This window comes from Kitasatospora sp. NPDC001309, from assembly GCF_042896295.1.
GTDB lineage: Bacteria > Actinomycetota > Actinomycetes > Streptomycetales > Streptomycetaceae > Kitasatospora.
On the sequence record NZ_JBIAXC010000010.1, the window covers coordinates 143,369 to 162,799 of the forward strand.

At 73.9% G+C, this 19,431-nt stretch carries 18 protein-coding genes; 11 read left to right on the forward strand and 7 right to left on the reverse strand.

The window, feature by feature from the left end; genetic code table 11:
• The first annotated feature begins 144 nt into the window (after positions 1-144).
• The 5 genes from ACFY2K_RS13505 (at position 145) to ACFY2K_RS13525 (ending at position 5,296) form a co-directional block, all read left to right on the forward strand.
• The gene (locus ACFY2K_RS13505; RefSeq protein ID WP_380525295.1) at positions 145-1,467 is read left to right on the forward strand and encodes an RNA-guided endonuclease InsQ/TnpB family protein; all 1,323 of its coding nucleotides are present in this window, start codon (positions 145-147) and stop codon (positions 1,465-1,467) included.
• Positions 1,412-1,831 (forward strand): hypothetical protein, encoded by a 420-nt coding sequence (locus tag ACFY2K_RS13510; protein WP_380593592.1) that lies wholly within the window; start codon positions 1,412-1,414, stop codon positions 1,829-1,831. Before ACFY2K_RS13505 ends, ACFY2K_RS13510 begins: the two co-directional genes overlap by 56 nt.
• Positions 1,832-1,974: 143 nt before the next feature.
• Positions 1,975-2,937 carry a quinone oxidoreductase family protein gene (locus tag ACFY2K_RS13515; RefSeq protein ID WP_387711348.1) on the forward strand — a complete coding sequence of 321 codons (963 nt, stop codon included), beginning with the start codon at positions 1,975-1,977 and terminating at the stop codon, positions 2,935-2,937.
• A gap of 32 nt (positions 2,938-2,969) precedes the next feature.
• Positions 2,970-3,569 carry a TetR/AcrR family transcriptional regulator gene (locus tag ACFY2K_RS13520; protein ID WP_380593591.1) on the forward strand — a complete coding sequence of 200 codons (600 nt, stop codon included), beginning with the start codon at positions 2,970-2,972 and terminating at the stop codon, positions 3,567-3,569.
• A 338-nt stretch (positions 3,570-3,907) separates the two neighbouring features.
• Positions 3,908-5,296: an MFS transporter gene (locus tag ACFY2K_RS13525; protein ID WP_387711350.1), complete on the forward strand. Its 1,389-nt coding sequence runs from the start codon at positions 3,908-3,910 to the stop codon at positions 5,294-5,296.
• 65 nt (positions 5,297-5,361) lie between these two features.
• Here ACFY2K_RS13525 and ACFY2K_RS13530 read toward each other — a convergent pair whose 3' ends face one another.
• A complete protein-coding gene (locus ACFY2K_RS13530) occupies positions 5,362-6,306 on the reverse strand; it encodes a hypothetical protein (RefSeq protein ID WP_387711352.1) in 945 nt (314 codons plus the stop codon).
• Between the two features lie 273 nt (positions 6,307-6,579).
• Here ACFY2K_RS13530 and ACFY2K_RS13535 point away from each other — a divergent pair, with 273 nt between their 5' ends.
• From ACFY2K_RS13535 to ACFY2K_RS13545, 3 genes are all read left to right on the forward strand, one after another.
• Positions 6,580-7,836 (forward strand): RNA-guided endonuclease InsQ/TnpB family protein, encoded by a 1,257-nt coding sequence (locus ACFY2K_RS13535; RefSeq protein ID WP_387711354.1) that lies wholly within the window; start codon positions 6,580-6,582, stop codon positions 7,834-7,836.
• Positions 7,837-7,923: 87 nt separating this feature from the next.
• Positions 7,924-8,220 carry a hypothetical protein gene (locus ACFY2K_RS13540; protein ID WP_387711356.1) on the forward strand — a complete coding sequence of 99 codons (297 nt, stop codon included), beginning with the start codon at positions 7,924-7,926 and terminating at the stop codon, positions 8,218-8,220.
• 55 nt (positions 8,221-8,275) lie between these two features.
• Positions 8,276-9,379: an NADH:flavin oxidoreductase/NADH oxidase gene (locus ACFY2K_RS13545; RefSeq protein ID WP_375897118.1), complete on the forward strand. Its 1,104-nt coding sequence runs from the start codon at positions 8,276-8,278 to the stop codon at positions 9,377-9,379.
• 81 nt (positions 9,380-9,460) lie between these two features.
• Here the strand turns inward: ACFY2K_RS13545 and ACFY2K_RS13550 are convergent, their stop codons facing one another.
• A complete protein-coding gene (locus ACFY2K_RS13550) occupies positions 9,461-11,674 on the reverse strand; it encodes a hypothetical protein (protein WP_387711358.1) in 2,214 nt (737 codons plus the stop codon).
• Positions 11,675-11,676: 2 nt separating this feature from the next.
• On the reverse strand, positions 11,677-11,988 hold the full coding sequence (locus ACFY2K_RS13555) for a hypothetical protein (protein WP_375897123.1): 312 nt from the start codon (positions 11,986-11,988) through the stop codon (positions 11,677-11,679).
• A gap of 332 nt (positions 11,989-12,320) precedes the next feature.
• On the opposite strand from ACFY2K_RS13555, the gene ACFY2K_RS13560 reads away from it, so the two are divergent.
• Entirely contained in the window at positions 12,321-13,556 is a 1,236-nt protein-coding gene (locus ACFY2K_RS13560; RefSeq protein ID WP_387711360.1) for a cytochrome P450, read from the forward strand.
• Positions 13,557-13,631: 75 nt separating this feature from the next.
• Here the strand turns inward: ACFY2K_RS13560 and ACFY2K_RS13565 are convergent, their stop codons facing one another.
• From ACFY2K_RS13565 to ACFY2K_RS13580, 4 genes are all read right to left on the reverse strand, one after another.
• A complete protein-coding gene (locus ACFY2K_RS13565; protein ID WP_387711362.1) occupies positions 13,632-14,744 on the reverse strand; it encodes a hypothetical protein in 1,113 nt (370 codons plus the stop codon).
• On the reverse strand, positions 14,741-15,658 hold the full coding sequence (locus ACFY2K_RS13570) for a hypothetical protein (protein WP_380593119.1): 918 nt from the start codon (positions 15,656-15,658) through the stop codon (positions 14,741-14,743). Before ACFY2K_RS13570 ends, ACFY2K_RS13565 begins: the two co-directional genes overlap by 4 nt.
• Entirely contained in the window at positions 15,655-16,641 is a 987-nt protein-coding gene (locus tag ACFY2K_RS13575) for a hypothetical protein (protein ID WP_387711364.1), read from the reverse strand. The genes ACFY2K_RS13570 and ACFY2K_RS13575 overlap by 4 nt, the downstream gene beginning before the upstream one ends.
• A gap of 62 nt (positions 16,642-16,703) precedes the next feature.
• Positions 16,704-17,624 carry a hypothetical protein gene (locus ACFY2K_RS13580; protein WP_387711365.1) on the reverse strand — a complete coding sequence of 307 codons (921 nt, stop codon included), beginning with the start codon at positions 17,622-17,624 and terminating at the stop codon, positions 16,704-16,706.
• A gap of 362 nt (positions 17,625-17,986) precedes the next feature.
• Here ACFY2K_RS13580 and ACFY2K_RS13585 point away from each other — a divergent pair, with 362 nt between their 5' ends.
• Both ACFY2K_RS13585 and ACFY2K_RS13590 read left to right on the forward strand, forming a co-directional pair.
• Positions 17,987-18,409, forward strand: coding sequence for a carboxymuconolactone decarboxylase family protein (locus ACFY2K_RS13585; protein ID WP_387711367.1), 423 nt, complete (start codon positions 17,987-17,989; stop codon positions 18,407-18,409).
• A 48-nt stretch (positions 18,410-18,457) separates the two neighbouring features.
• On the forward strand, positions 18,458-19,423 hold the full coding sequence (locus ACFY2K_RS13590) for an ADP-ribosylglycohydrolase family protein (protein ID WP_380525789.1): 966 nt from the start codon (positions 18,458-18,460) through the stop codon (positions 19,421-19,423).
• Positions 19,424-19,431: the final 8 nt, after the last annotated feature.

A 19,431-nucleotide genomic window follows, 5' to 3' on the forward strand; every position in this document is an offset into this window, starting at 1 on the left:
TGGCCGGGGGTGGGGTACCTCCCGCTTACGGGGGAGAAACGGACTGCCTGCGGAGCAGGTCAGGTGGCGGTGTTTCGCTGTCAGGGCGGACCGCTGTGCGGGTGGCCGCATCTGGTTGTCAGTGCCTGTCGGTAGGTTGATTTCGTGCATCTCAGGTACTCCTATCGCATCTATCCGACGAAGGGTCAGCGGCAATCGCTGGCCCGGACGTTCGGATGTGCGCGGGTGGTGTACAACGATGCGCTCGCCCTGCGGAAAGCCGCGTGGAAGGCGGACGGGTCGAGGATCCCGACCGGTGCCCTGGCCAAGTCGGTGATCACCGAGGCGAAGAGGACGGATGCCCGGTCGTGGCTGGGGTCGGTGTCGGTGGACGCGTTGCAGTCGTCCCTGCGCGATCTGGATACCGCGTACCGCAACTTCTTCGACTCGGTGTCCGGCAGGCGGGCCGGTCGCCCGGTCGGGCTGCCAGTGTTCAAGTCGAAGCGCGATGCCCGGCAGTCGCTGCGGTTCTCCCGCAACGGGTTCCGGCTGCGGGGCAACGGGAAGCTGAACCTGGCGAAGATCGGTGACGTGCGGGTGAAGTGGTCGAGGGCGCTGCCCGCCGACCCGTCGTCCGTGACGGTCGTCCTGGATGCGGCTGGCCGGTACCACGCCAGTTTCGTGGTGGACGTCGAACCCGAGCACCTGCCCGAGGTCGATGCCGAGGTCGGCATCGACCTCGGGCTGACCACCTACGCCGTCCTCTCCGACGGCAGCGTAATCGACAACCCGCGCTTCCTCCGCAAGGCGGAGAGGAAACTCAAGGCCGCGCAGCGGGCGCTGTCCCGCAAGGCGAAGGGGTCGAAGAACCGGGCCAAGGCCCGCCGCAAGGTCGCCAGGGCCCATGCCAAGGTGACCGACACCCGCATGGACTGGCTGCACAAGCAGACCACCAGGATCATCCGCGAGACCCAAGCGGTGCACCTGGAGGACCTGAACGTGCGCGGCCTCGCCCGGGGCCGTCTGGCCAAGTCCGTCCACGACGCCGGATGGGCCGCCTTCCGGCGCCTGCTCGAAGAGAAAGCGGCCCGGTACGGGCGGCACGTCGGGATCGTGCCCCGCACGTTCCCGTCCTCCCAGCTCTGCTCGGAGTGCGGACACCGCGACGGACCCAAGCCACTCGCGGTGCGCGAGTGGGTCTGCGGTGCGTGCGGTGTGCTGCATGACCGTGACCTCAACGCTGCTGTCAACATCCTGGCCGCCGGGCAGGCGGACAGGCAAAACGCCTGCGGAGGACCGGTAAGCCCCGGCGTGGCGATCCCACGCCGGGCACGGTCTGTTGAAACAGGAACCCACCGGAACACCAGCGGACCGGGGCGCAGGTCCCGTGCCGCAGGCGCGGCCGGAATCCCCGCGCTTCAGCGCGGGGAGGATGTCAACAACGACAACGTCATCGACCTGCCCCCCAGGGGCAGCCCGCCCAGTTGAGCTGGCGCCTCCCGGATCCAGGACCCCGACGCGTTCGGGCGCACCGCCGCCCGGCACCGACACACTCTTCTGCACCACGAACTGCCCGGCCAGGGGCAAGGTCTTCGCCAAGCCCGGCACCATCATCGGCTTCGGCTGGCTCAACCAGCAGTTCGCCATCAACGCCCAGAGCTACGCGGGCTACCTCCAGGCGGACGACGGCCACCTCTACACCTTCTTCGTCGGCGTCAACGGCGCGGCCGTCCCGAACATCCAGGGCTTCTTCGACGTCAACGACGACGTCGACCAGATCGCCGTCCTCCTCCAGCAGGAGGCCTGCAAGCAGGACCGCGCCGCCGGCCCGCACCGCCCGACCGCCTCCTGAACTCCGCTGCCCCGCCCGGCCGGTGGTACCGGCCGGGCGGCACCACTGAGTTCCCAGTTTCTGGACTTGTGGGTCCATTTTCGGGCGCCTACCGTGCTGGACGTCCCCTCCCGGGACGAACCCGCACAGGAAGGTGTCACCCCATGCACGCGATCCGCATCCAGGAGCACGGCGGCCCCGAGGTCATGCGCTGGACCGAGCTGCCCGACCCCGTGCCCGGCCCCGGCGAGGTGCTGGTGCGCCTGGGCGCGGCCGGGGTCAACTACCTGGACGTCGGGGCCCGTTCGCAGGGCACGGGGGGCTGGGCGGCCCCCGTCGTGCTGGGGGCCGAGGGCATGGGGTACGTCAGCGCGCTCGGGGCGGGGGTGACGGACCTGGCGGTCGGCGACCGGGTGGCCTGGTTCTACCACCCGGGCAGCTACGCCGAGTTGCTCGCGATCCCGGCCGCCGCCCTGGTGAAGGTGCCCGAGGGCGTCGACGACGCGACGGCGGCCGGCCTGCTGATGCAGGGCCTGACCGCCAACCACCTGAGCACCGAGACCTACCCGGTCGGCCCGGGCGACACCGCCGTGGTGCACGCCGCGGCCGGCGGGGTGGGCCTGCTGCTCACCCAGCTGGTCAAGGCCCGCGGCGGCCGGGTGATCGGGCTGGTGTCCCGCGCGGAGAAGGCCGCCGCGGCCGAGGAGGCCGGCGCCGACCACGTGCTGGTCCACTCCGGCGCCGGATTCCAGGAGCGGGTACGGGAGTTGACCGGCGGCCGCGGGGCCGACGTCGTCTACGACGGCGGCGGCGCCGACACCTTCGCCTCGTCCCAGCTGGCCCTGCGCCCGCACGGCGTGCACGCCTACTACGGGCCCTTCATGGGCGTGCCCACCCTGCGGCCCACCGACCTGCCCGACAGCATCCTGCTGACCTACCCGGTGGTGCACCACCACGTCCCCACCCGCGAGGCCCTGGCGCGGCGCAGCGCCGAGGTGTTCGACCTGGTGCGGGCGGGGCGGCTGACCCAGCGGATCACCGGCCGCTACCCGCTGGCCGAGGCGGCCCGGGCGCACGCGGACCTGGAGTCCCGGCGGACGACCGGCAAGCTGGTGCTGGTGCCCTGAGCGGGAAGGGCGTGGACTCCGGGAGGTACGAGGTGGCACTGACCCGCAAGGGCGTGGCGACCAGGGCGCGCATCGTCGAGGGCGCGGCCGGGCTGATCCGCGAGGAGGGGGTGTTCGCGCTGCGGCTGGAGGACGTGATGGCCCGCACGGCGACGAGCAAGAGCCAGTTGTTCCACTACTTCCCGGACGGGAAGGACGGGTTGCTGCTGGCCGTGGCCCGCCACGAGGCGGCGCGGGTGCTGGAGGACCAGCAGCCGGAGCTGGGATCGCTGGACGACTGGGCGGCGTGGCAGCGCTGGCGGGACAAGGTGGTGGCCCGCTACCGCGCCCAGGGGGTGAACTGCCCGCTGCACACGGCGCTGTCGCAGCTGGGCTCGACCACGCAGGCGGCGCGGGCGGTGGCGGCCCGGCTGCTGGAGCAGTGGCAGGAGCAGCTCGCGGCGGGGATCCGCCGGCTCCAGGAGGGCGGCGCGGTCACGGCGGAGCTGGACGCCGGCCGGGAGGCGGCGGCGCTGCTGGCCGGGATCCAGGGCGGGGTGCTGATCCTGCTGACCACGGGGTCCGTCGTCCATCTGGAGGCGGCGCTGGACGTGGGCCTGGAGCGGCTGCGCGGGGCCCGTCCGGGGGCCTGAAAGTGGCAGGTCCCACACCGTTGGGCGCCGAAAGTGACGAGGGTCACCCGTGGCGGTCCGCCGGGCGGGCGGAGGGCGGCAGGGCCCGTGAGGACTGGGCGGGGCGTAAACCGGCACGGGCGAAGGGCCTGTCCGCTTCGGGACCTTGGGCACGAATCCGGCCGACCTTCGCCCCGGTGGTTCACCCTCCGTACCCGGGCAACCGTGGACGGTCGCCCGGTGTGATCGGGCGATGGCGTCGTCCACGGTGGGCGGCGTCGTTCCCCGCCGTCTACCCGGCGCACGGCGACGCGTGCAGAGCACGTGGCCGCCGTACGTCCCGGAGGACCCGCAGACCCATGTCCCAAACGATCGACAACGCCCCGTACACCGCCTTCCACCGCAGGCTGGCCCTGGCCTGTTCCGGTGGGCCGCTGCTCGACGGCTACATCCTGAGCATCGTCGGTGTCGCCCTGATCGGGATGCGCCCCGAGCTGGGACTGTCCACCGCCGAGGTCAGCCTGATCGGCGCCGCCGCCCTGGTGGGCATGTTCGTCGGCGGCGCCGTGTTCGGCGTGCTGACCGACAAGATCGGCCGGGAGGTGATGTACACCGCCGACCTGCTGGTGATGGTCGCCTGCTCGGTGCTCTCGTTCTGGGTCGACTCGGTGTGGGCGATCACCGTGCTGCGCTTCGTGCTCGGCATGGCGGTGGCCGCCGACTACCCGATCGCCACCTCCCTGCTGGCCGAGTGGCTGCCCGCCAAGCACCGCGGGCGGCTGCTCGGCCAGCAGATCGTCGCCTGGTACGCCGGCTCGGTGCTCGCCTACGTGGTGGGCTACCTGTTCCTGGAGCTGGCCGGGCCGGGCAGCTGGCGGTGGATGCTGGCCAGCTCCACCGTGCTGTGCGTGGTCTTCCTGGTGATCCGCCGCGGCTCGCCGGAGTCGCCGCGCTGGCTGGCCGCCAACGGGCGGGTCGGCGAGGCGGTGCGCGTGGTCGAGAAGCACCTGGGGGTGCGGGTCGACGGCCGCGAGCTGATGCCCGACCCGGCCGGGCGCGCCCGCGCCGCCGGCGGGCTGCGGCTGCTGATGACCCCGCCCTACCGGCGCCGCACCCTGTTCTGCGGCCTGTTCTTCCTGTGCCAGGTCGGCCCGCTGTTCGCGATGCTCACCTTCGGCCCGCAGATCCTCTCCTCCTTCGGCATGCCCGGCGGCACCGTGACGGAGACCCTGGGCACCGGGCTGATCAGCCTGGTCTTCCTGCTGGGCTGCTACCCGGCGCTGCGCCTGATCGACACCAAGGGCCGGCGCCCCGTCATCGTCTGGTCCTTCGCGCTGATGACCGTGCCGCTGGCACTGCTGGGGGTGTGGCCCACCGCCCCGGCGGCCGTGGCGCTGACCGCGCTGTGCGCGTACGCCTTCCTGTGCGGGGGGCCGAACGTGCTGGACTGGACCTACCCCAACGAGCTGTTCCCGACCGAGATCCGGGCCACCGCCGTGGGCATGGCCACCTCGGTCAGCCGGATCGGCGCCGCGGTGGGCACCTACCTGCTGCCGCTGTCGCTGACCGGCCTGGGCACCGGCCCGACCATGCTGATCGCCGCCGGGGTGACGGCGCTGGGCCTGCTGGTGTGCGTGCTGTGGGCGGAGGAGACCCGCGGCACCGCGCTGGGCGCCTCCCCGGCCGCGCCGGGTACGGACCGGACGCCGGGCGTCCCGGCGCAGCGGGTGGCGCAGACGGCGCGCTGACGGTCGGCGTGTGAAGGCGGCGGCGCCGCCCGGGGTCCTTTCCCGGGCGGCGCCGCCGTCGCTCCTCACCATGGCTCGTCCGCCGTGTCGGCGACGCCGTTCAGGCGGTCGAGCGCGGCCCGCAGGACCCGCCGGTCGAGGTAGCCCGGGTAGCGGGGGTGGGGCGGGAGGGGGTCGTCGCGTTCGACTCCCGGGGGCAGGCCGCCGGTGGCGGGCGCGAGTTCGCGTTCGTCGCGGAAGGCGAGGGCGGCCCAGAACTCGGCGGCCAGCGGCACGGCGGCCACGCCAGGGGGTGGGGGCCAGGACTCGCCGGTGCGGGGGTGGCGCGGGACGACGGCGATGTCGGGGCGGCGGTGGGGCAGCGGTCGGCCCGGTCCGGCCAGGGCGGCCCGCAGGGCGGGGCGGGCCGGGCCGGCGGCGGGGGGCGGCAGTTGGGCGAGGAGGGGGCGGAAGGCCTGGGCGAGCGGGCCGGTGGCGAGGTCCAGGGGCGCGCCGTCGGCGGCGTGGACCAGGTGGGCCAGGGTCACGGCGGCCTCCACGTCCCAGCGGATGCTCCGGTTGCCGTCGCCGTCCGACGGGTCGGTGGCGCACCACCGGTCGGTGACGGTGTGCCAGTCGGCGATCGGGGCGTCGGGGCCGGCCGGGACGGGGCGCACCGCGGAGGGTTCCAGCCAGGTGGCCTGCCACAGCGAGCAGTCGTCGATCCTGGTGGCGACCTTGCGTCCGCAGCCGGCGCAGGTGACGTTGGGGCCGTAGCGGCCGTCGATGCCGCAGCAGGCGCCGAGTTCGCGGCGCTGGACGAGGGCGGTGCCGTGGGCGTCGCCGGGGGCGATGACGGTCGGGCGGGGCCCGCGGGCCGGGTCACCGTCGACGGCGTAGGTGCCCGGGTCCATCAGGACGGGCATGGCCACGCCGTTGCCGAAGGGCAGCCCGGCGTAGACCGGGTAGGGGACCCGCGTCAGCGGCCCGGTCAGCGCGGTGCCGCACGCCCTGCACTCGAAGACCTCCACGCCCGCCCGTTCCCCCTTCGTCCGCCCCGCCGACGGGCGAGTATCTCCGCCCTGGCGGGCCGGCGCCAGCGGATTTCCGGGGCCCGGATCTGACGGCTTGTCAAGTTCGCGCCGGAGCCGTCCGACCGGCAGTAGCCTCGGCCTCTGCGACGACGCAACGATGCTCCGAGGGCGGCGGTGGTCGAAGGAAGGTCAGAGGCGGTGCCCGCCTGGGCGCACCGCCCAGCTGGCGGCCGCGTCTGACTGTCAGTGCCTGCCGGTAGGTTGATTCTCGTGCATCTCAGGTACTCCTTTCGTATCTATCCGACGGCGGGTCAGCGGCAGCTGCTGGCACGTACGTTCGGGTGTGCGCGGGTGGTGTACAACGATGCGCTCGCCCTGCGGAGGGCCGCATGGAAGGCGGACAGGTCGAGGATTGCGACCGGTGCTCTGGCCAAGGCGGTGATCACGGAGGCGAAGAGGACGGATGCCCGGTCGTGGCTGGGGTCGGTGTCGGTGGACGCGTTGCAGTCGTCCCTGCGCGATCTGGACACGGCCTACCGGAACTTCTTCGACTCGGTGTCTGGTAAGCGGCAGGGACGCCCGGTGGGGCTGCCGGTGTTCAAGTCGCGCAAGGACAGCCGGCAGTCGCTGCGGTTCTCCCGCAACGGATTCCGGTTGCGGGGCAACGGGAAGCTGAACCTGGCGAAGATCGGTGACGTGCGGGTGAAGTGGTCGCGGCCGCTGCCTGCTGATCCGTCGTCGGTGACGGTCGTGCTGGATGCGGCCGGGAGGTACCACGCGAGTTTCGTCGTGGACGTGGAACCCGAGTACCTGCCCGAGGTCGATGCCGAGGTCGGCATCGACCTCGGGCTGACCACCTACGCCGTCCTCTCCGACGGCAGCGTGATCGACAACCCCCGCTTTCTCCGCAAGGCCGAGAAGAAGCTCAAGGCCGCACAGCGGGAGCTGTCCCGCAAGGCCAAGGGGTCGAAGAACCGGGCCAAGGCCCGCCGCAAGGTCGCCAGGGCGCACGCCAAGGTCGCCGACACCCGCAAGGACTGGCTGCACCAGCAGACCACCAGGATCATCCGCGAGAACCAAGCGGTGCACCTGGAGGACCTGAACGTGCGCGGCCTCGCCCGAGGCCGCCTGGCCAAGTCCGTCCACGACGCCGGATGGGCCACCTTCCGGCGCCTGCTCAAGGAGAAGGCGGCCCGATACGGACGTCATGTCGGCATCGCGCCCCGCACGTTCCCGTCGTCCCAGCTGTGCTCGGCGTGCGGACACCGCGACGGACCCAAACCCCTGCACATCCGGGCGTGGGCCTGTGGCGCATGCGGCATGCTCCATGACCGTGACCTCAACGCCGCTCGGAACATCCTGGCCGCCGGGCAGGCGGACAGGCTAAACGCCTGCGGAGGACCGGTGAGACCCGGCGTGGCGATCCCACGCCAGGCACGGCCCGCTGAAACAGGAACCCATCGGAACGCCGACCGCACCGGGCGCAAGCCCCGTGCCGCAGGCGCGGCCGGAATCCCCGCGCTTTAGCGCGGGGAGGATGTCAAGTTCGCCGCGTTCCGGTTCGAGGACGAGGACGGCCCCGGCCGCTCGCGGCGGCTGGCGGACTTCCACCGGATGCTGGGCGCGGTCGGCCTGGCCTTCACCGCCCTCGGCGCGGACCCGACGGCCCCGGGCGCGCCGGCCGCGGGCACGACGGCGCCGGACACGACGGCACCGGGCGCGACGGCCCCGGGCGGCGGCGTGTTCGAACACGACGGCCTGGCCCACGCGGTGGCCGTGCTGCGCTGCTGGGACCTGACCCTGCGCGGCGCCGACCGGGCGCGGGCGCTCGAACTGGCCGAGTCTGAGGCCCCCGGGCGGGCGGCCGCCGTTGAAAGTATCGTCCCGTGCAACTATTGTTTGGACATATAAAGCGCATCAGCAAGCGCCTGTGTCCTGGCGCTGCCGTTCCCACCGGGAGTCCGACATGAGCACCACCCTCTTCACCCCGTACACGCTGCGGGAGCTGACCGTTCCCAACCGGGTCTGGATGCCGCCGATGTGCCAGTACAGCGCCGCGCCGGCCGGAGAGGCCGCCGGGGCCCCCACGGACTGGCACTACACCCACCAGGCGGCGCGGGCCGCCGGCGGCACCGGGCTGATCATCACGGAGGCCACGGCGGTCAGCCCCGAGGGGCGGATCAGCCCGTACGACCTCGGGCTGTGGAACGACACCCAGGTCGAGGCGTTCCGCCGGATCACCGACTTCCTCAAGGCGCAGGGCACCGTCCCGGCCGTCCAGCTCGGGCACGCCGGGCGCAAGGCCTCCACCGAGCGGACCTGGGTGGACCGCGGACGCGCCCTGAGCCCCGACGAGGAGCACGGCTGGACCCCGGTCGCCCCCAGCGCGCTGCCCTTCTCGCCCGAGCACACCACCCCCGAGGAGCTGACGGTCGATCAGATCGCCGAGATCGTCGGCCAGTTCGCCGACGCCGCGCGGCGCGCCCTGGCGGCGGGCTTCCAGGTCGTCGAGGTCCACGGCGCCCACGGCTACCTGATCCACCAGTTCCTCTCCCCCGAGACCAACCGCCGCACCGACGCCTACGGCGGCTCCTTCGAGGGCCGCATCCGCTTCGCGCTGGAGGTCGTCGACGCGGTGCGCGAGGTGTGGCCCCAGGAGCTGCCGCTGTTCTTCCGCGTCTCGGCCACCGACTGGCTCACCGAGAACCCGCAGGACGGCCGCGAGGGCTGGACCTCGCAGGACACCGTCCGCCTGGCCAAGGAGCTCCAGGCGCACGGCGTGGACCTGCTGGACGTCTCCACCGGCGGCCTGGTGCCCGACGCCGCGATCGAGGCCGGCCCCGGCTACCAGGTGCCCTTCGCCGAGGCGGTGCGCGACCAGGTCGGCCTGCCGGTGGCCACCGTCGGCCTGATCACCGAGCCGGCCCAGGCCCAGGAGATCCTGGCCGCCGGGCGCGCCGACGCCGTCCTGCTCGGCCGCGAGCTGCTGCGCAACCCCTCCTGGGCCCGCCGCGCGGCCGGCGAGCTGGGCGGCGAGGTGCACACCCCCGTCCAGTACCACCGCTCCTGAGAACGCGCTGCGGCCGCCGCCCCCCGGCCGGGGGGCGGCGGCCGCAGTCGAGTTGACGGTGCGTCAGGAATTGACGATGCGTCAGGAGTTGCCGCGGCCCAGGAAGTGGCCCGCGGTGGTGGCGCTGGTGGAGCGGCGGTCGTGGGAGGCGTCCTCGACGACGTGGATCATGCTGCTGTCCGGGTCCGTGCCGCGGTCCTTGGCCCAGCCGCTGACCAGGTGGGTCATCTCGTTGTTGGCGTCCAGGTAGGTGTCGGAGATCTTGGCGTTGGCGACGCTGTTGTTGTGGTCCTTCATCTGGTTGTCCCACTCCCAGGCCCAGGTGTCGACCAGGCGCTGGGCGCTGTCGCCGACCCACGGGATGGGGGTGAGCGGGGCGCCGACCACGTGGTAGGCGACCTTGGCCTTCCAGTCGGCCTGGAGGTTGGCGTCGTCGCGCTGTCCCATGGCGACGTCGGCGCGGATCGCGTCGTAGACGCCCAGGCTCGCGGCGCCCTTGTTCATCACGTCCTGGATGTCGTTCTGCGAGGGGTTGGGCCCGATCGAGGACAGCTCCTGGGCGATCTTGGCGCTCTCGGCCTGGTGCAGGGTGGCGTACGCGTCGGGGTTGTCGGACAGTCCGCGCATCACCCGCACCAGGCTGTCCTCGCCGACGCCCATGTGCACCGTGCCGTTCGCGTCGGTCCACACCGTGCTGCCGTGGTCCAGGTACTGGGAGTTGCGGCCGTTGAAGATCTCGTGGCTGTCGTTGGTGTAGTCGGCCAGCGCGTTGGCCAGCGGCTGGCGCAGGTTGGCGTTGACCTTGGTGCCGCCCTGGCCCTCGTCCAGGGTGGTGACGGTGTCGTGCATGATCCGGGCCTGGGCCTCGGTGTGGTGCCCGGTGTGCGGGGCGCCGGCCGGCTGGCCGGTGGTGGCGGCCTCCAGCGCCGCGCCCAGGCCGCTCTGCGCCAGCGGGTCGGGCGTCTTGAACGGGCCGGCCATCGACGTGACCCAGCCCTCGGGCCACTTGCGGTCCTTGAGCAGGTAGTGCAGGTGCTGGTTGCCGCCGCCGGAGTTCGGGTCCAGGTAGGCGGTGGCGGCGTCCGGCTCGCGGCCCATGATCGCGAGCACGTTGTCCAGCGGGTCGGCGCCCAGCGCGGTGCCGTTGTGGTTGGCCTTGTAGGCCCACGCGTCGGGGGTCTTCTTCTCCGCCGCGGTGATGTCGTCGGCCAGGTCGCCGAGCATCCCGGCCGAGTACTTCGCGTCGCCCTTGGCCATCAGCGTGGTCAGGACCTGGTACCCGTACACCGGCTCGGTGTTGGAGCCGTAGTTGTGGTCCGCGTCGCAGCCGACCTTGGCCATGCCCGCGCGCCAGCGCCGGTAGAAGTCGGTACTGGTGTCCTGGGTGGCGGAGGCCAGCGCGTGGGTGAGGCCGCCCTGGAGGTCGGTGTAGGCGGCCTTCTTGTCGCCGCCGGGGCTGCTGAGCTTCCCGGCGAGCTTGAGCGTGCCGTCCGGGCCGAGCCGGTCCAACAGGCCCTGGGAGAAGGCGGGGTGGTCGGCCTTGTCCTTCATCAGGTCCTGCAGCTGGACCAGTTGCTCCGGGGTCAGGTCGTCCAGGTGGGTGGCCAGGTCGGCGGCGCGCTGGGCGTCACCGGCGTCGCCGCCGCCCACGGCCTGGCCGTTGAAGGTGGTGTCCAGCGGGTTGCCCGCCTTGGAGGCGCCGCGCAGGGCGGCGGCGATGCGCTGGTCGGCGCGGGTGGCGGCCTGGACGCCGGCCGCGATCGCCTTGGTCCACCTGTCGGCCGCGTCCTGGTAGGACTGCCGGCCCTCCGGGTCGTGGTGCAGGGCCTGGCGGGTGGCCGGGTCGAGCGTGCTCTCGTCGAACACCGCCGTGCCGGTGCCGGTCACCTTGAAGCCGTCCTTGACGGCGCCGTCGGCCGCGTCGCGGGTCTGCTTCTGCGCGGCGGCGAAGTCGGCGTGCGCCTCGTCGAGCAGCGAGGCCATCGCGTTGGCCTCGGTCTGGGCGTCGACGATCTGGCCCTTGGTGGCCAGCAGCGCCGTGTTGGCCAGGTTCGCGGTGCCGCCCGTCCACCAGGGGCCGCCGGTCAGGCCGTTGCCGCTGCTCGGCAGGCCGGGGCCGCCCGGGGTGAACAGGCCGTTGCCGCCGATGCCGCCGCCGTTGCCCGCGCCGCCCAGGACGTCCTGCTCCATGGTGGTCTGCATGGTGTGGAAGCGCGTCGCCATCGCGCGCCACTGGGTGGCGGCGGCGGTCAGCGCGTCCGGATTGGCGTTGATGACGTCCTCGTATCCGAGCATGGTCACTGCACCTGGAGGGACTGGGCGATGGACAGGTTGGTACTGCGGTAGTTGGCGCCGGTGCTCTGCATCGCGCCCGCGTTGGCGTTCAGCCGCCCGGTCAGCGCCTTGACCTGCTGGTGCCACTCGTCCAGCGAGTCCTTCAACGCCCCGGCGCTGTCCCAGTTCTTGAGGCCCGTGACCGCCGTCCCGGTGGCGTCGTCGGCGACCGCGCCCGCGCCCGGGCAGTCGTGGGCCAGGTTGGTCAGCGTGGCGTGCGCCTTGTCCAGCGCGGCGTGGTTGACCCCGAACCCGCCCGGTGCCGGTGTGCTCATCCGTCGTTCCCCCATGTGTGGTGACCCGGCGGTGTGGTCGCCGGGCGCCGATGATCGTAAGTCCGCGGAGCACCGGTTGACGCAAGGGAGGCATCAGAGATTTGTCACCGTTTCGTCACCGCCCGGCGCCCGGCGGACCGTTCGGGTACGGCACACCCGCCAGGCCGGGCCCGCACAGCACCCCGGCGACCGTACGGCCACCGGGCCCGGCGACCGCACGGGGCCGTCCGGGCGGGCGCGCGACGACCGCGCCCGTACGCCGTTGACGCCCGACCGGCCCCCCTCTACAACGGAGCTCAGACCCGGCCCCGAGCTCCCCGAGGAGCAAGCCCATGGCCCCGGACGCCCCCCGCTGCCCCGTGCTCGACATGACCGCCCGCACCCTCCACCAGCAGAACGCGCGGCTGCGCTGCGCCGGACCGGCCGTACGCGTCGAACTCCCCGACGGCATCATCGCCTGGTCGGTGACCCGCGCCCCGGTGATCCGCGCGCTCACCGGCGACCCCCGCGTCTCCCGCGACGCACGCCGCCACTGGCCCGGCCTGGCCGCGGTGCCCGAGGGCTGGCCGATGGACCCGATCGCCTTCCAGCAGAACTTCTTCAACCGCTACGGCGACGAACACCGCTCCGCCCGGCGCCGGATGGCGACCTCCTTCTCACCCCGGCGGGTGTCCGCGCTGCGCCCCCGGATCGAGGCCACCACCGCCGCCCTCGTTGGCGCGCTGGGCGAACTCGCCCCCGGCCAGGCCGTGGACCTGCGCCGGGCGCTGTCCCTGCCGCTGACCATGACGGTGATCTGCGACCTGTTCGGCGTCCCCGCCGACCTGCGGCCCCCGATCGGCCGGGCGATGGACGCCCTGCTGACCACCACGGCGGCCAACGAGCAGATGACGCTCTCGCGCGCCGAGATCAACGTGGCGCTGACCGACCTGCTGGAGCTCAAACGGCGCGAACCCGGCCCCGACCTCGCCAGCGACGTCGCCGCGCTCAGCACCGGCGGCGACACCGGACGCACCGAGGAGGAGTCCCGCGACACCCTGTTCCTGATGCTCGGCGCCGGGTACGAGACCGCCGTCAACCTCATCACCAGCACCGTCCAGGCCCTCCTCACCCACCCCCGCCACCTGGCCGCCGTCCGCACCGGCGCCCTCGGCTGGGAGGACGTCATCGAGGAGACCCTGCGCCACGAGAGCCCCGTCATGCACGTCCCGCTGCGCTACCCGCTGGAGGACATCGACCTCGGCGAGGGCGTGGTCATCCGCCGCGGCGAACCGATCCTGCTCGGCTTCGGCGCGGCCGGCCGCGACCCGGACCTCCACCCGGACCGGCCCGACGAGTTCGACCCGACCCGCCCCGACAAGGAGCACCTCGCCTTCGGGCACGGCCCGCACTTCTGCCTCGGCGCGCCCCTGGCCCGCCTGGAGGCCGAGGTCGCCCTGGCCGGCCTGTTCGGCGCCCACCCCGACAGCGCCCTGGACCCCTCCCGCCCGGCACCCGCCCGGCTGGAGTCGGCGATCATCAACGGCCCGGCCGAGCTCTGGATCGTCCCGACGCCCGCCGCGCCGTGATGGCCCGAGGGCCCCGCACCCCCCGTTTCCATGCGGGGGGTGCGGGGCCCTCGGGCCTTCGGGCGGGCGCCGGGCTCAGGCGAGCAGGTCGGACTGGAGGTCGACCACCTGGCGGAAGGCCGCGGCGGGCACGCCGCGCGGGTTGGTCATGGTGATCACGGCCACCACGTCGGAGGCCGACACGAACGCCAGACGGGTCGTCGGCACGTCCTTGCCGGCGGTCTCCCGGGACTCCTTGCGGGTCACCTCGACACCGTCCGGCAGCTCGCCGTCGGCCGAGGAGGGCGCGGTCCTCGCGTCGGGCGCGGCCTTGAGCTGGATCTCCGAGCGCGTCCGGGAGAAGGTGTCCCAGGCCTCGGCGGAGGTGCCGAAGCGCATCAGCCGGATCCGGGTGCTGGTGCCGTCGGAGGCGGTCCACTCCCGGACGGTGGCCGCGCGGCACACGTTCTGCCGCAGCAGGGTCCGCATCCGGGCCGGGTTCTGCAGGTCGCCGAGCAGCGCGTCGCAGGACACCCAGTTCGCCGGGGCCGCCCCCTCGGGGCTCGCGGTGGCCGTGCCGGAGGCGCTCGGGCCCGCCGTGGCCGAGGGGGTTCCCGACGGGGTGTCGGAGGGCGAGGCCGTGGGTGAGGCCGAGCCCGCCGAGCCCGCCGGGAGCGTCGGGGCCGTCGGGGCCGGGAAGACCGGCGGGTTCACCGAGCCGCCGGCCTCCTTGGGCACGGGCAGCAGCAGGTGGCGCAGGTCCGCCAGGTGCACGGCCGCGCCCTTGTCCTTGGCCTTGTCCTTGAGGTTGGGCGCGGCCTTGCCCGAGGGCAGCGGCGGCAGGGCCAGCGGCGGGAAGGTGTAGCGGCCGTCTCCGGCGGTGGCCAGGCCGGGGATGTCGGTGCGCTCGGGCGCGGTGACGGCCAGCGCGGTGCCGGTACCGGCCAGGGCGAACACCAGGACGGCGCAGCCCCAGCGCACCGCGGCCTTGCGACGGCGGGTGCGGTGGGCGGCCTGCTCCTCGGCGGCCTGCGCCGCGAGGGCCTGCTCCTCGGCGGTCGGCTCCTCGGCGGTCGGCTCCTCGGCGGTCGGCGCCGTGGTGGGGGCCGGGTCGGCGGCGGGCTGCGGGGCGGGCCCGGACTCCGGGGCGGGCTGCGGGGTGGGCTCGGACCCGGGCCCGGGCTGCGGGGTGGCGGCGTGGTCGGTCATACGGAGGCTCCGGGGCTGGCGAGGCGGTCGAGCTGCATGGTGAAGAGGGCCACGATCCTGTCCTTGGGGAGCGGTGCCACACCCTCGGCGCTCATGATCACCAGGAGGTCGCCCTCGGCGGCCGAGCACTCCAGGTAGTCGATCGGCGCGGAGGGCGGCGCGGGCATCAGGTAGCAGTGCGCCTCGGGGTGGCCGGGGACCTGCGGGCCGGAGCGGAAGATGCCGGTGTCACCGGTGAACACCGCGGTGTACTCGTTGATCCGTTGCACCTCCTGCTGGTTGAACTGGCGCAGCCGCAGGCCGACCACCAGGTTGCCGCCGTCGTTGCGGTAGGTCCGCACGCCGGTGCCCTTGACGTGCAGGCCCTGCCAGTAGGAGCGGAGCTTGTCGCGCTTGTCCTTGGGGACCTGCTGGAGTTCGGCGTCCATCTCGTCGGAGAGCTGCCCGGCGCCGAGCTCGGTGTCGTTGCCGTAGCCGCCCTCGTCGGGGCCCGGCGCGTAGCCGGCCGGGACGGGCAGCAGCAGGTCGCGCAGCGAGCCGAAGTGGCTGCCGTTGGACTTGGCGCCGAAGGGCGTGGGGGTGGCGGCCGGGGCCGGGGTGCCGGTGGGGCCGGCGGCGGCGACCGGGGCGGGGTCGTCGTACCGGGTCTTGATGATGCCGACGCCGATGACCACGCCGACCAGGGCGGCGGCGACGGTGGCGGCGCCCGCGCGCAGCAGGCGGCGGGAGGCGGGGTTCGGGGGCGAATCCGGGGTCGGGTCCGGCGTGGCGGGCGCGCCCGCCGGGGCGAACTCGCCTGCGGGCGCGGCCGGTTCGGGGGTGTGCTCGGCCGGGACGGCCGGGGTGGCCGGGGTGGCCGGGGCATGGGGCTCGGCCGGGGTGGCCGGCACGGCGCTCACGGAGTCGTCGGTCATGTCAGCCGCTCCCACTGCTGCTTGGCGAGGGCCTTGAGGTCCCCGGATTCCACCGGCTTGGGGCTGAAGACCTCCACGGTCATCAGCACCGTGCCGCGCTGGGCGGCGGCGTGGCCGTAGTAGTACTGCTCCTTGGTGTCGGACCACTGCCTGGGTTCCGGGTCCACCCGGTAGCCGCCGTCGGTGTCGTCGGCGAAGGTCTGCCCGTGGAAGGCCGCGGCCTCGTCGATGTGCTCGGGCGTGTACTGGGTGAGCGTGACCCGGTAGCGGATGTCGCCCTTCATCCAGTCCACCTCGGCGGCGCGCCGGAAGCCGGACGTGGCGAGGTCCTTGAAGACGACGGCCGCGTCGCCCTTGCGTTCGGCGAGCTCGCCGATCGACATCCAGCCGGGCTTGTCCGGGTAGTCGCCCCAGGCGGTGCTGCCGTCGGGGGCGCTGACCAGCAGCTTGCGCAGGTCGCCCTCGATGGCGGGCGGCGGGGGCTGGGCGGCGGCGAGGGCGGCCGGGTCGACCGTCTCGGCCGGGTAGGCGGGCAGGGCGACCTGGAGCGGCGGCAGCGGCGTGGGCGGGCGCTGGGCCTGGATCGCGTAGCCGACGCTGCCGCCGGCCAGCACGCCCACGACCAGGGCGCAGACGGACAGCAGCACCGGGCGGGGGCGGCGCGACGGGCGCGGGGCGGTCTCGGGGCCGGCCGACAGGAAGTCGGCGTAGATGTCCACGGCCGGGGCCGGAGCGGCGGGCTCCGGGGCGGCGGGCTCCGGCGCGGCCGGGGCCTGGTGCGCCGTCCGGTGTGCCATCGCCTCGCCTTCGGCCGACCAGGGGGACGGGGCCGGGACGGGCGGCACCGGCGGGACCGGTGGCACGGGCGGCACTGGTGGTACGGGGGGCAGCGGCGGCGTCGGCGGTTCGGCCGACGCCGCCGACGCGGACGACGCGGACGGGTCGGCGGCCGCGGCCGGCGGCTGCTCGGGTTCGGTGGTCACGGAAGCGACTCCAGAGGAGGAGGGGCGGGAGGACGTCGTGGGGCGGGCGCGCGGGCGCGGGCTCAGCCCCCGGAGGCGAGCCACTCGCGCTGGCGCTTCATCAGGTCGTTCAGCAGCGCCTTGTCCGGCGTGCCCTTGACCTCGACGTCGACGGTGTACTGGACGTCGCCCTGGCTGGAGATGCCGGTCATCGAGCCGGTGTAGGCCTCGTTCTTGGGCTTGCGGCGGAAGCCGTGGGCGTTGGGGTCGCCGTCGATGTCGATCGCTTCCTGCGACTTGACGGTGTAGCCCTGGGCGAACCGGCTCGCCAGGTCGGCGGAGCCGAAGTGCAGCAGGGTGACGGTGACTTCGGCCGTGCCGTCGGCGGTGCGGTAGGTGCGGGTGGCGCCGTCGCGGTAGCCGAGGCGGCTGAGGATGGTGTCGATGTCGTCCGGCTTGCCGAACATCTCGGAGACGTCGTCGCGGGTCATCGCCATCCCGTCGGCGGGCCCGTAGGACTCGCCGCCGGCCGGGATCGGGAGCAGGAAGTAGCGCAGGTCGCCGTCGTGCTTGCCGCCGCTGACGGTGCCCTTGACGGTGCTGGCCGGGGCGGGCTCGGTCGGGACGGCCGTCGGCACCGGGACGGGTACGGCGGAGGGCGTGGCGCTCGCGGAGGCACTCGCGCCGGCGCTCGCCGGGGCGGCGGTGGCGGTGGCACGCGGCGCGGGTGCGGCGGCCCGGTGGCCGTCCGGCTTGCCGACGGCGACGGTCACCGCGGCGCTGGCCGCCGTGACGGCGAGCAGTCCGGCGGTGGCCAGCGCGACGCCGACGGCGCGCGGCAGCCGGCGCGGGGCCGCGGTCGCCGGGGCCGGGTCGGCGGCGGGCACGGGCACGGCAGCCGCTTCCGGCGCGGCTGCGGGCTCGGGCGCGACGCCGGCCGGCTGCGGCTGCTGCTCCGGCGGCGGATCGGTGAACGCGGCGCTCTCGTTCTCGGGCGCGGGCAAAGGACTCCCCCATGGGAATGATCGGAAATGTCGCACGTGGGCCACCGTCGGAAATCCGCTCCCCCGCGGCCTTCCCGGACCGGCCATCACGTCTCTCACCAGGCAGTATGAGAGTCCGATGACATTCTCGCCAACAAAATCAATCACCGCACTCCCGTGCAATGCCCGATGAATCGGACACTCCGTGACCCAACCGCAACAGGCGCCCTGACGGGGTGTCGTGCGTCCGGGTGTCGTGGAGGCCGTGGTTCCGGGCCCGGCTTGAGTTGGAGTGCACTCCAAGTCCTACGGTTCCTTCCGTGGTCAGGGCCGGTCGGCCGGGGCCGCGGTACGGGAACGGGTACGAGGAGAGGACAGGCGCGATGGGTGCTTCGGAGCAGGGGGCCGGGCAGCGGCGGGAGCGGTTCGAGCGGGGCATGGAGGTGCTCACCCGGGTCGACGGGGAGGGCGGGCAGCGAGTGGTGGACGCGCTGGCCGACATCAGCCCGGAGCTGGCCCACCAGGTCGTCGCCTGGGGCTTCGGCGACGTCTACAGCCGCCCCGAACTCGCCTCGCGCGACCGGCAGTTGGTGACGCTGGGGATGCTCACCGCGCTCGGCGGCTGCGAGCCGCAGCTGGAGGTCCACATCAACGCCTCGCTCAACGTCGGCCTCTCCCCCGTCGAGATCACCGAGGCGCTGCTGCACTCGGCCGTGTACTGCGGGTTCCCCAAGGCGCTGAACGCGACCTTCGTCGCCAAGAAGGTCTTCGGCGAGCGCGGCCTGCTGCCGGTCACGGCCGCCTGACGCCGGACCACCCTGCCACCGGGGCGCGGCCGGTGCCATCATGCGGCCATGACGTATTCGGCAGCACGTGACGCGTTGGAGGGCCTGGCGCTCGGGGACGGCTTCGGCGAGCGGTGGTTCCCGCTCTTCCGCACACCGAAGGCGGCGTTCGCACAGATCCGGGCCCGGCGGGTGCCGCCGGAGACCCCGTGGCACTGGACCGACGACACGGCGATGGCGCTGTCGGTGTACGGGATCCTCACCGCGTACGAGGCGGTGCACCAGGAGCGCCTGGCCCAGGCCTTCGGGGCGACGTACCTGGCCGACGCCTACCGCGGCTACGGCAACGGCATGAGCCTGCTGCTGCCCCGGCTGGCCGCGCGGCCGTCGGCGTGGCGCGAGGAGTCGCGCAAGCTGTTCGACGGCCAGGGCAGCCTGGGCAACGGGGCGGCGATGCGGGTGGCGCCGCTGGGCGCCTGGTTCCACGCGGACCTGGACGAGGCCGCGGAACAGGCCGCGCTGTCGGCCGAGGTGACGCACGCCCACCCCGAGGGGATCGCCGGCGCGGTGGCCGTGGCGCTGGCGGCCGCGCTGGCCGCACGCGGACGCGGCGGCGTCGGGGCTCCGGCACCGGCACCGGCACCGGCCGGGGCCGCCTTCCTCGCCGAGGTGGCCGGGCGCACCCCGGCCGGCCCGGTGCGCGAGGGCCTGTCCCGGGCCGCCGAACTCGCCCCGGACACCGAGCCCTGGCGCGCGGCGGACCTGCTGGGCAACGGGCAGCGGGTGCGGGCCGGCGACACCGTGCCCTTCGCCCTGTGGTCGGCCGCCCACCACCTCGACAGCCTGACCGACGCCCTGTGGAGCACCGCCGAGGGCCTGGGCGACGTGGACACCACCTGCGCGATCACCGGCGGCGTGGTCGCCGCCCGCACCGGGCTGGGCGGTCCGGCCGCCGGCTGGCTCGCCCGGCGCGAGCCCCTGCCGGCCTGGGTGGCCGGCGCCGAGGACGAGACCCCGGTACGCCGCACGGGCTGAGGCCCCGG

Coding starts and splice junctions, on each gene's coding strand:
- ACFY2K_RS13510 (WP_380593592.1), top strand. CDS start 1,412: ATGTCAACAACGACAACGTCATCGACCTGCCCCCCAGGGGCAGCCCGC.
- ACFY2K_RS13515 (WP_387711348.1), top strand. CDS start 1,975: ATGCACGCGATCCGCATCCAGGAGCACGGCGGCCCCGAGGTCATGCGC.
- ACFY2K_RS13525 (WP_387711350.1), top strand. CDS start 3,908: ATGTCCCAAACGATCGACAACGCCCCGTACACCGCCTTCCACCGCAGG.
- ACFY2K_RS13540 (WP_387711356.1), top strand. CDS start 7,924: ATGCTGGGCGCGGTCGGCCTGGCCTTCACCGCCCTCGGCGCGGACCCG.
- ACFY2K_RS13545 (WP_375897118.1), top strand. CDS start 8,276: ATGAGCACCACCCTCTTCACCCCGTACACGCTGCGGGAGCTGACCGTT.
- ACFY2K_RS13550 (WP_387711358.1), bottom strand. CDS start 11,674: ATGCTCGGATACGAGGACGTCATCAACGCCAATCCGGACGCGCTGACC.
- ACFY2K_RS13555 (WP_375897123.1), bottom strand. CDS start 11,988: ATGAGCACACCGGCACCGGGCGGGTTCGGGGTCAACCACGCCGCGCTG.
- ACFY2K_RS13560 (WP_387711360.1), top strand. CDS start 12,321: ATGGCCCCGGACGCCCCCCGCTGCCCCGTGCTCGACATGACCGCCCGC.
- ACFY2K_RS13565 (WP_387711362.1), bottom strand. CDS start 14,744: ATGACCGACCACGCCGCCACCCCGCAGCCCGGGCCCGGGTCCGAGCCC.
- ACFY2K_RS13570 (WP_380593119.1), bottom strand. CDS start 15,658: ATGACCGACGACTCCGTGAGCGCCGTGCCGGCCACCCCGGCCGAGCCC.
- ACFY2K_RS13585 (WP_387711367.1), top strand. CDS start 17,987: ATGGGTGCTTCGGAGCAGGGGGCCGGGCAGCGGCGGGAGCGGTTCGAG.
- ACFY2K_RS13590 (WP_380525789.1), top strand. CDS start 18,458: ATGACGTATTCGGCAGCACGTGACGCGTTGGAGGGCCTGGCGCTCGGG.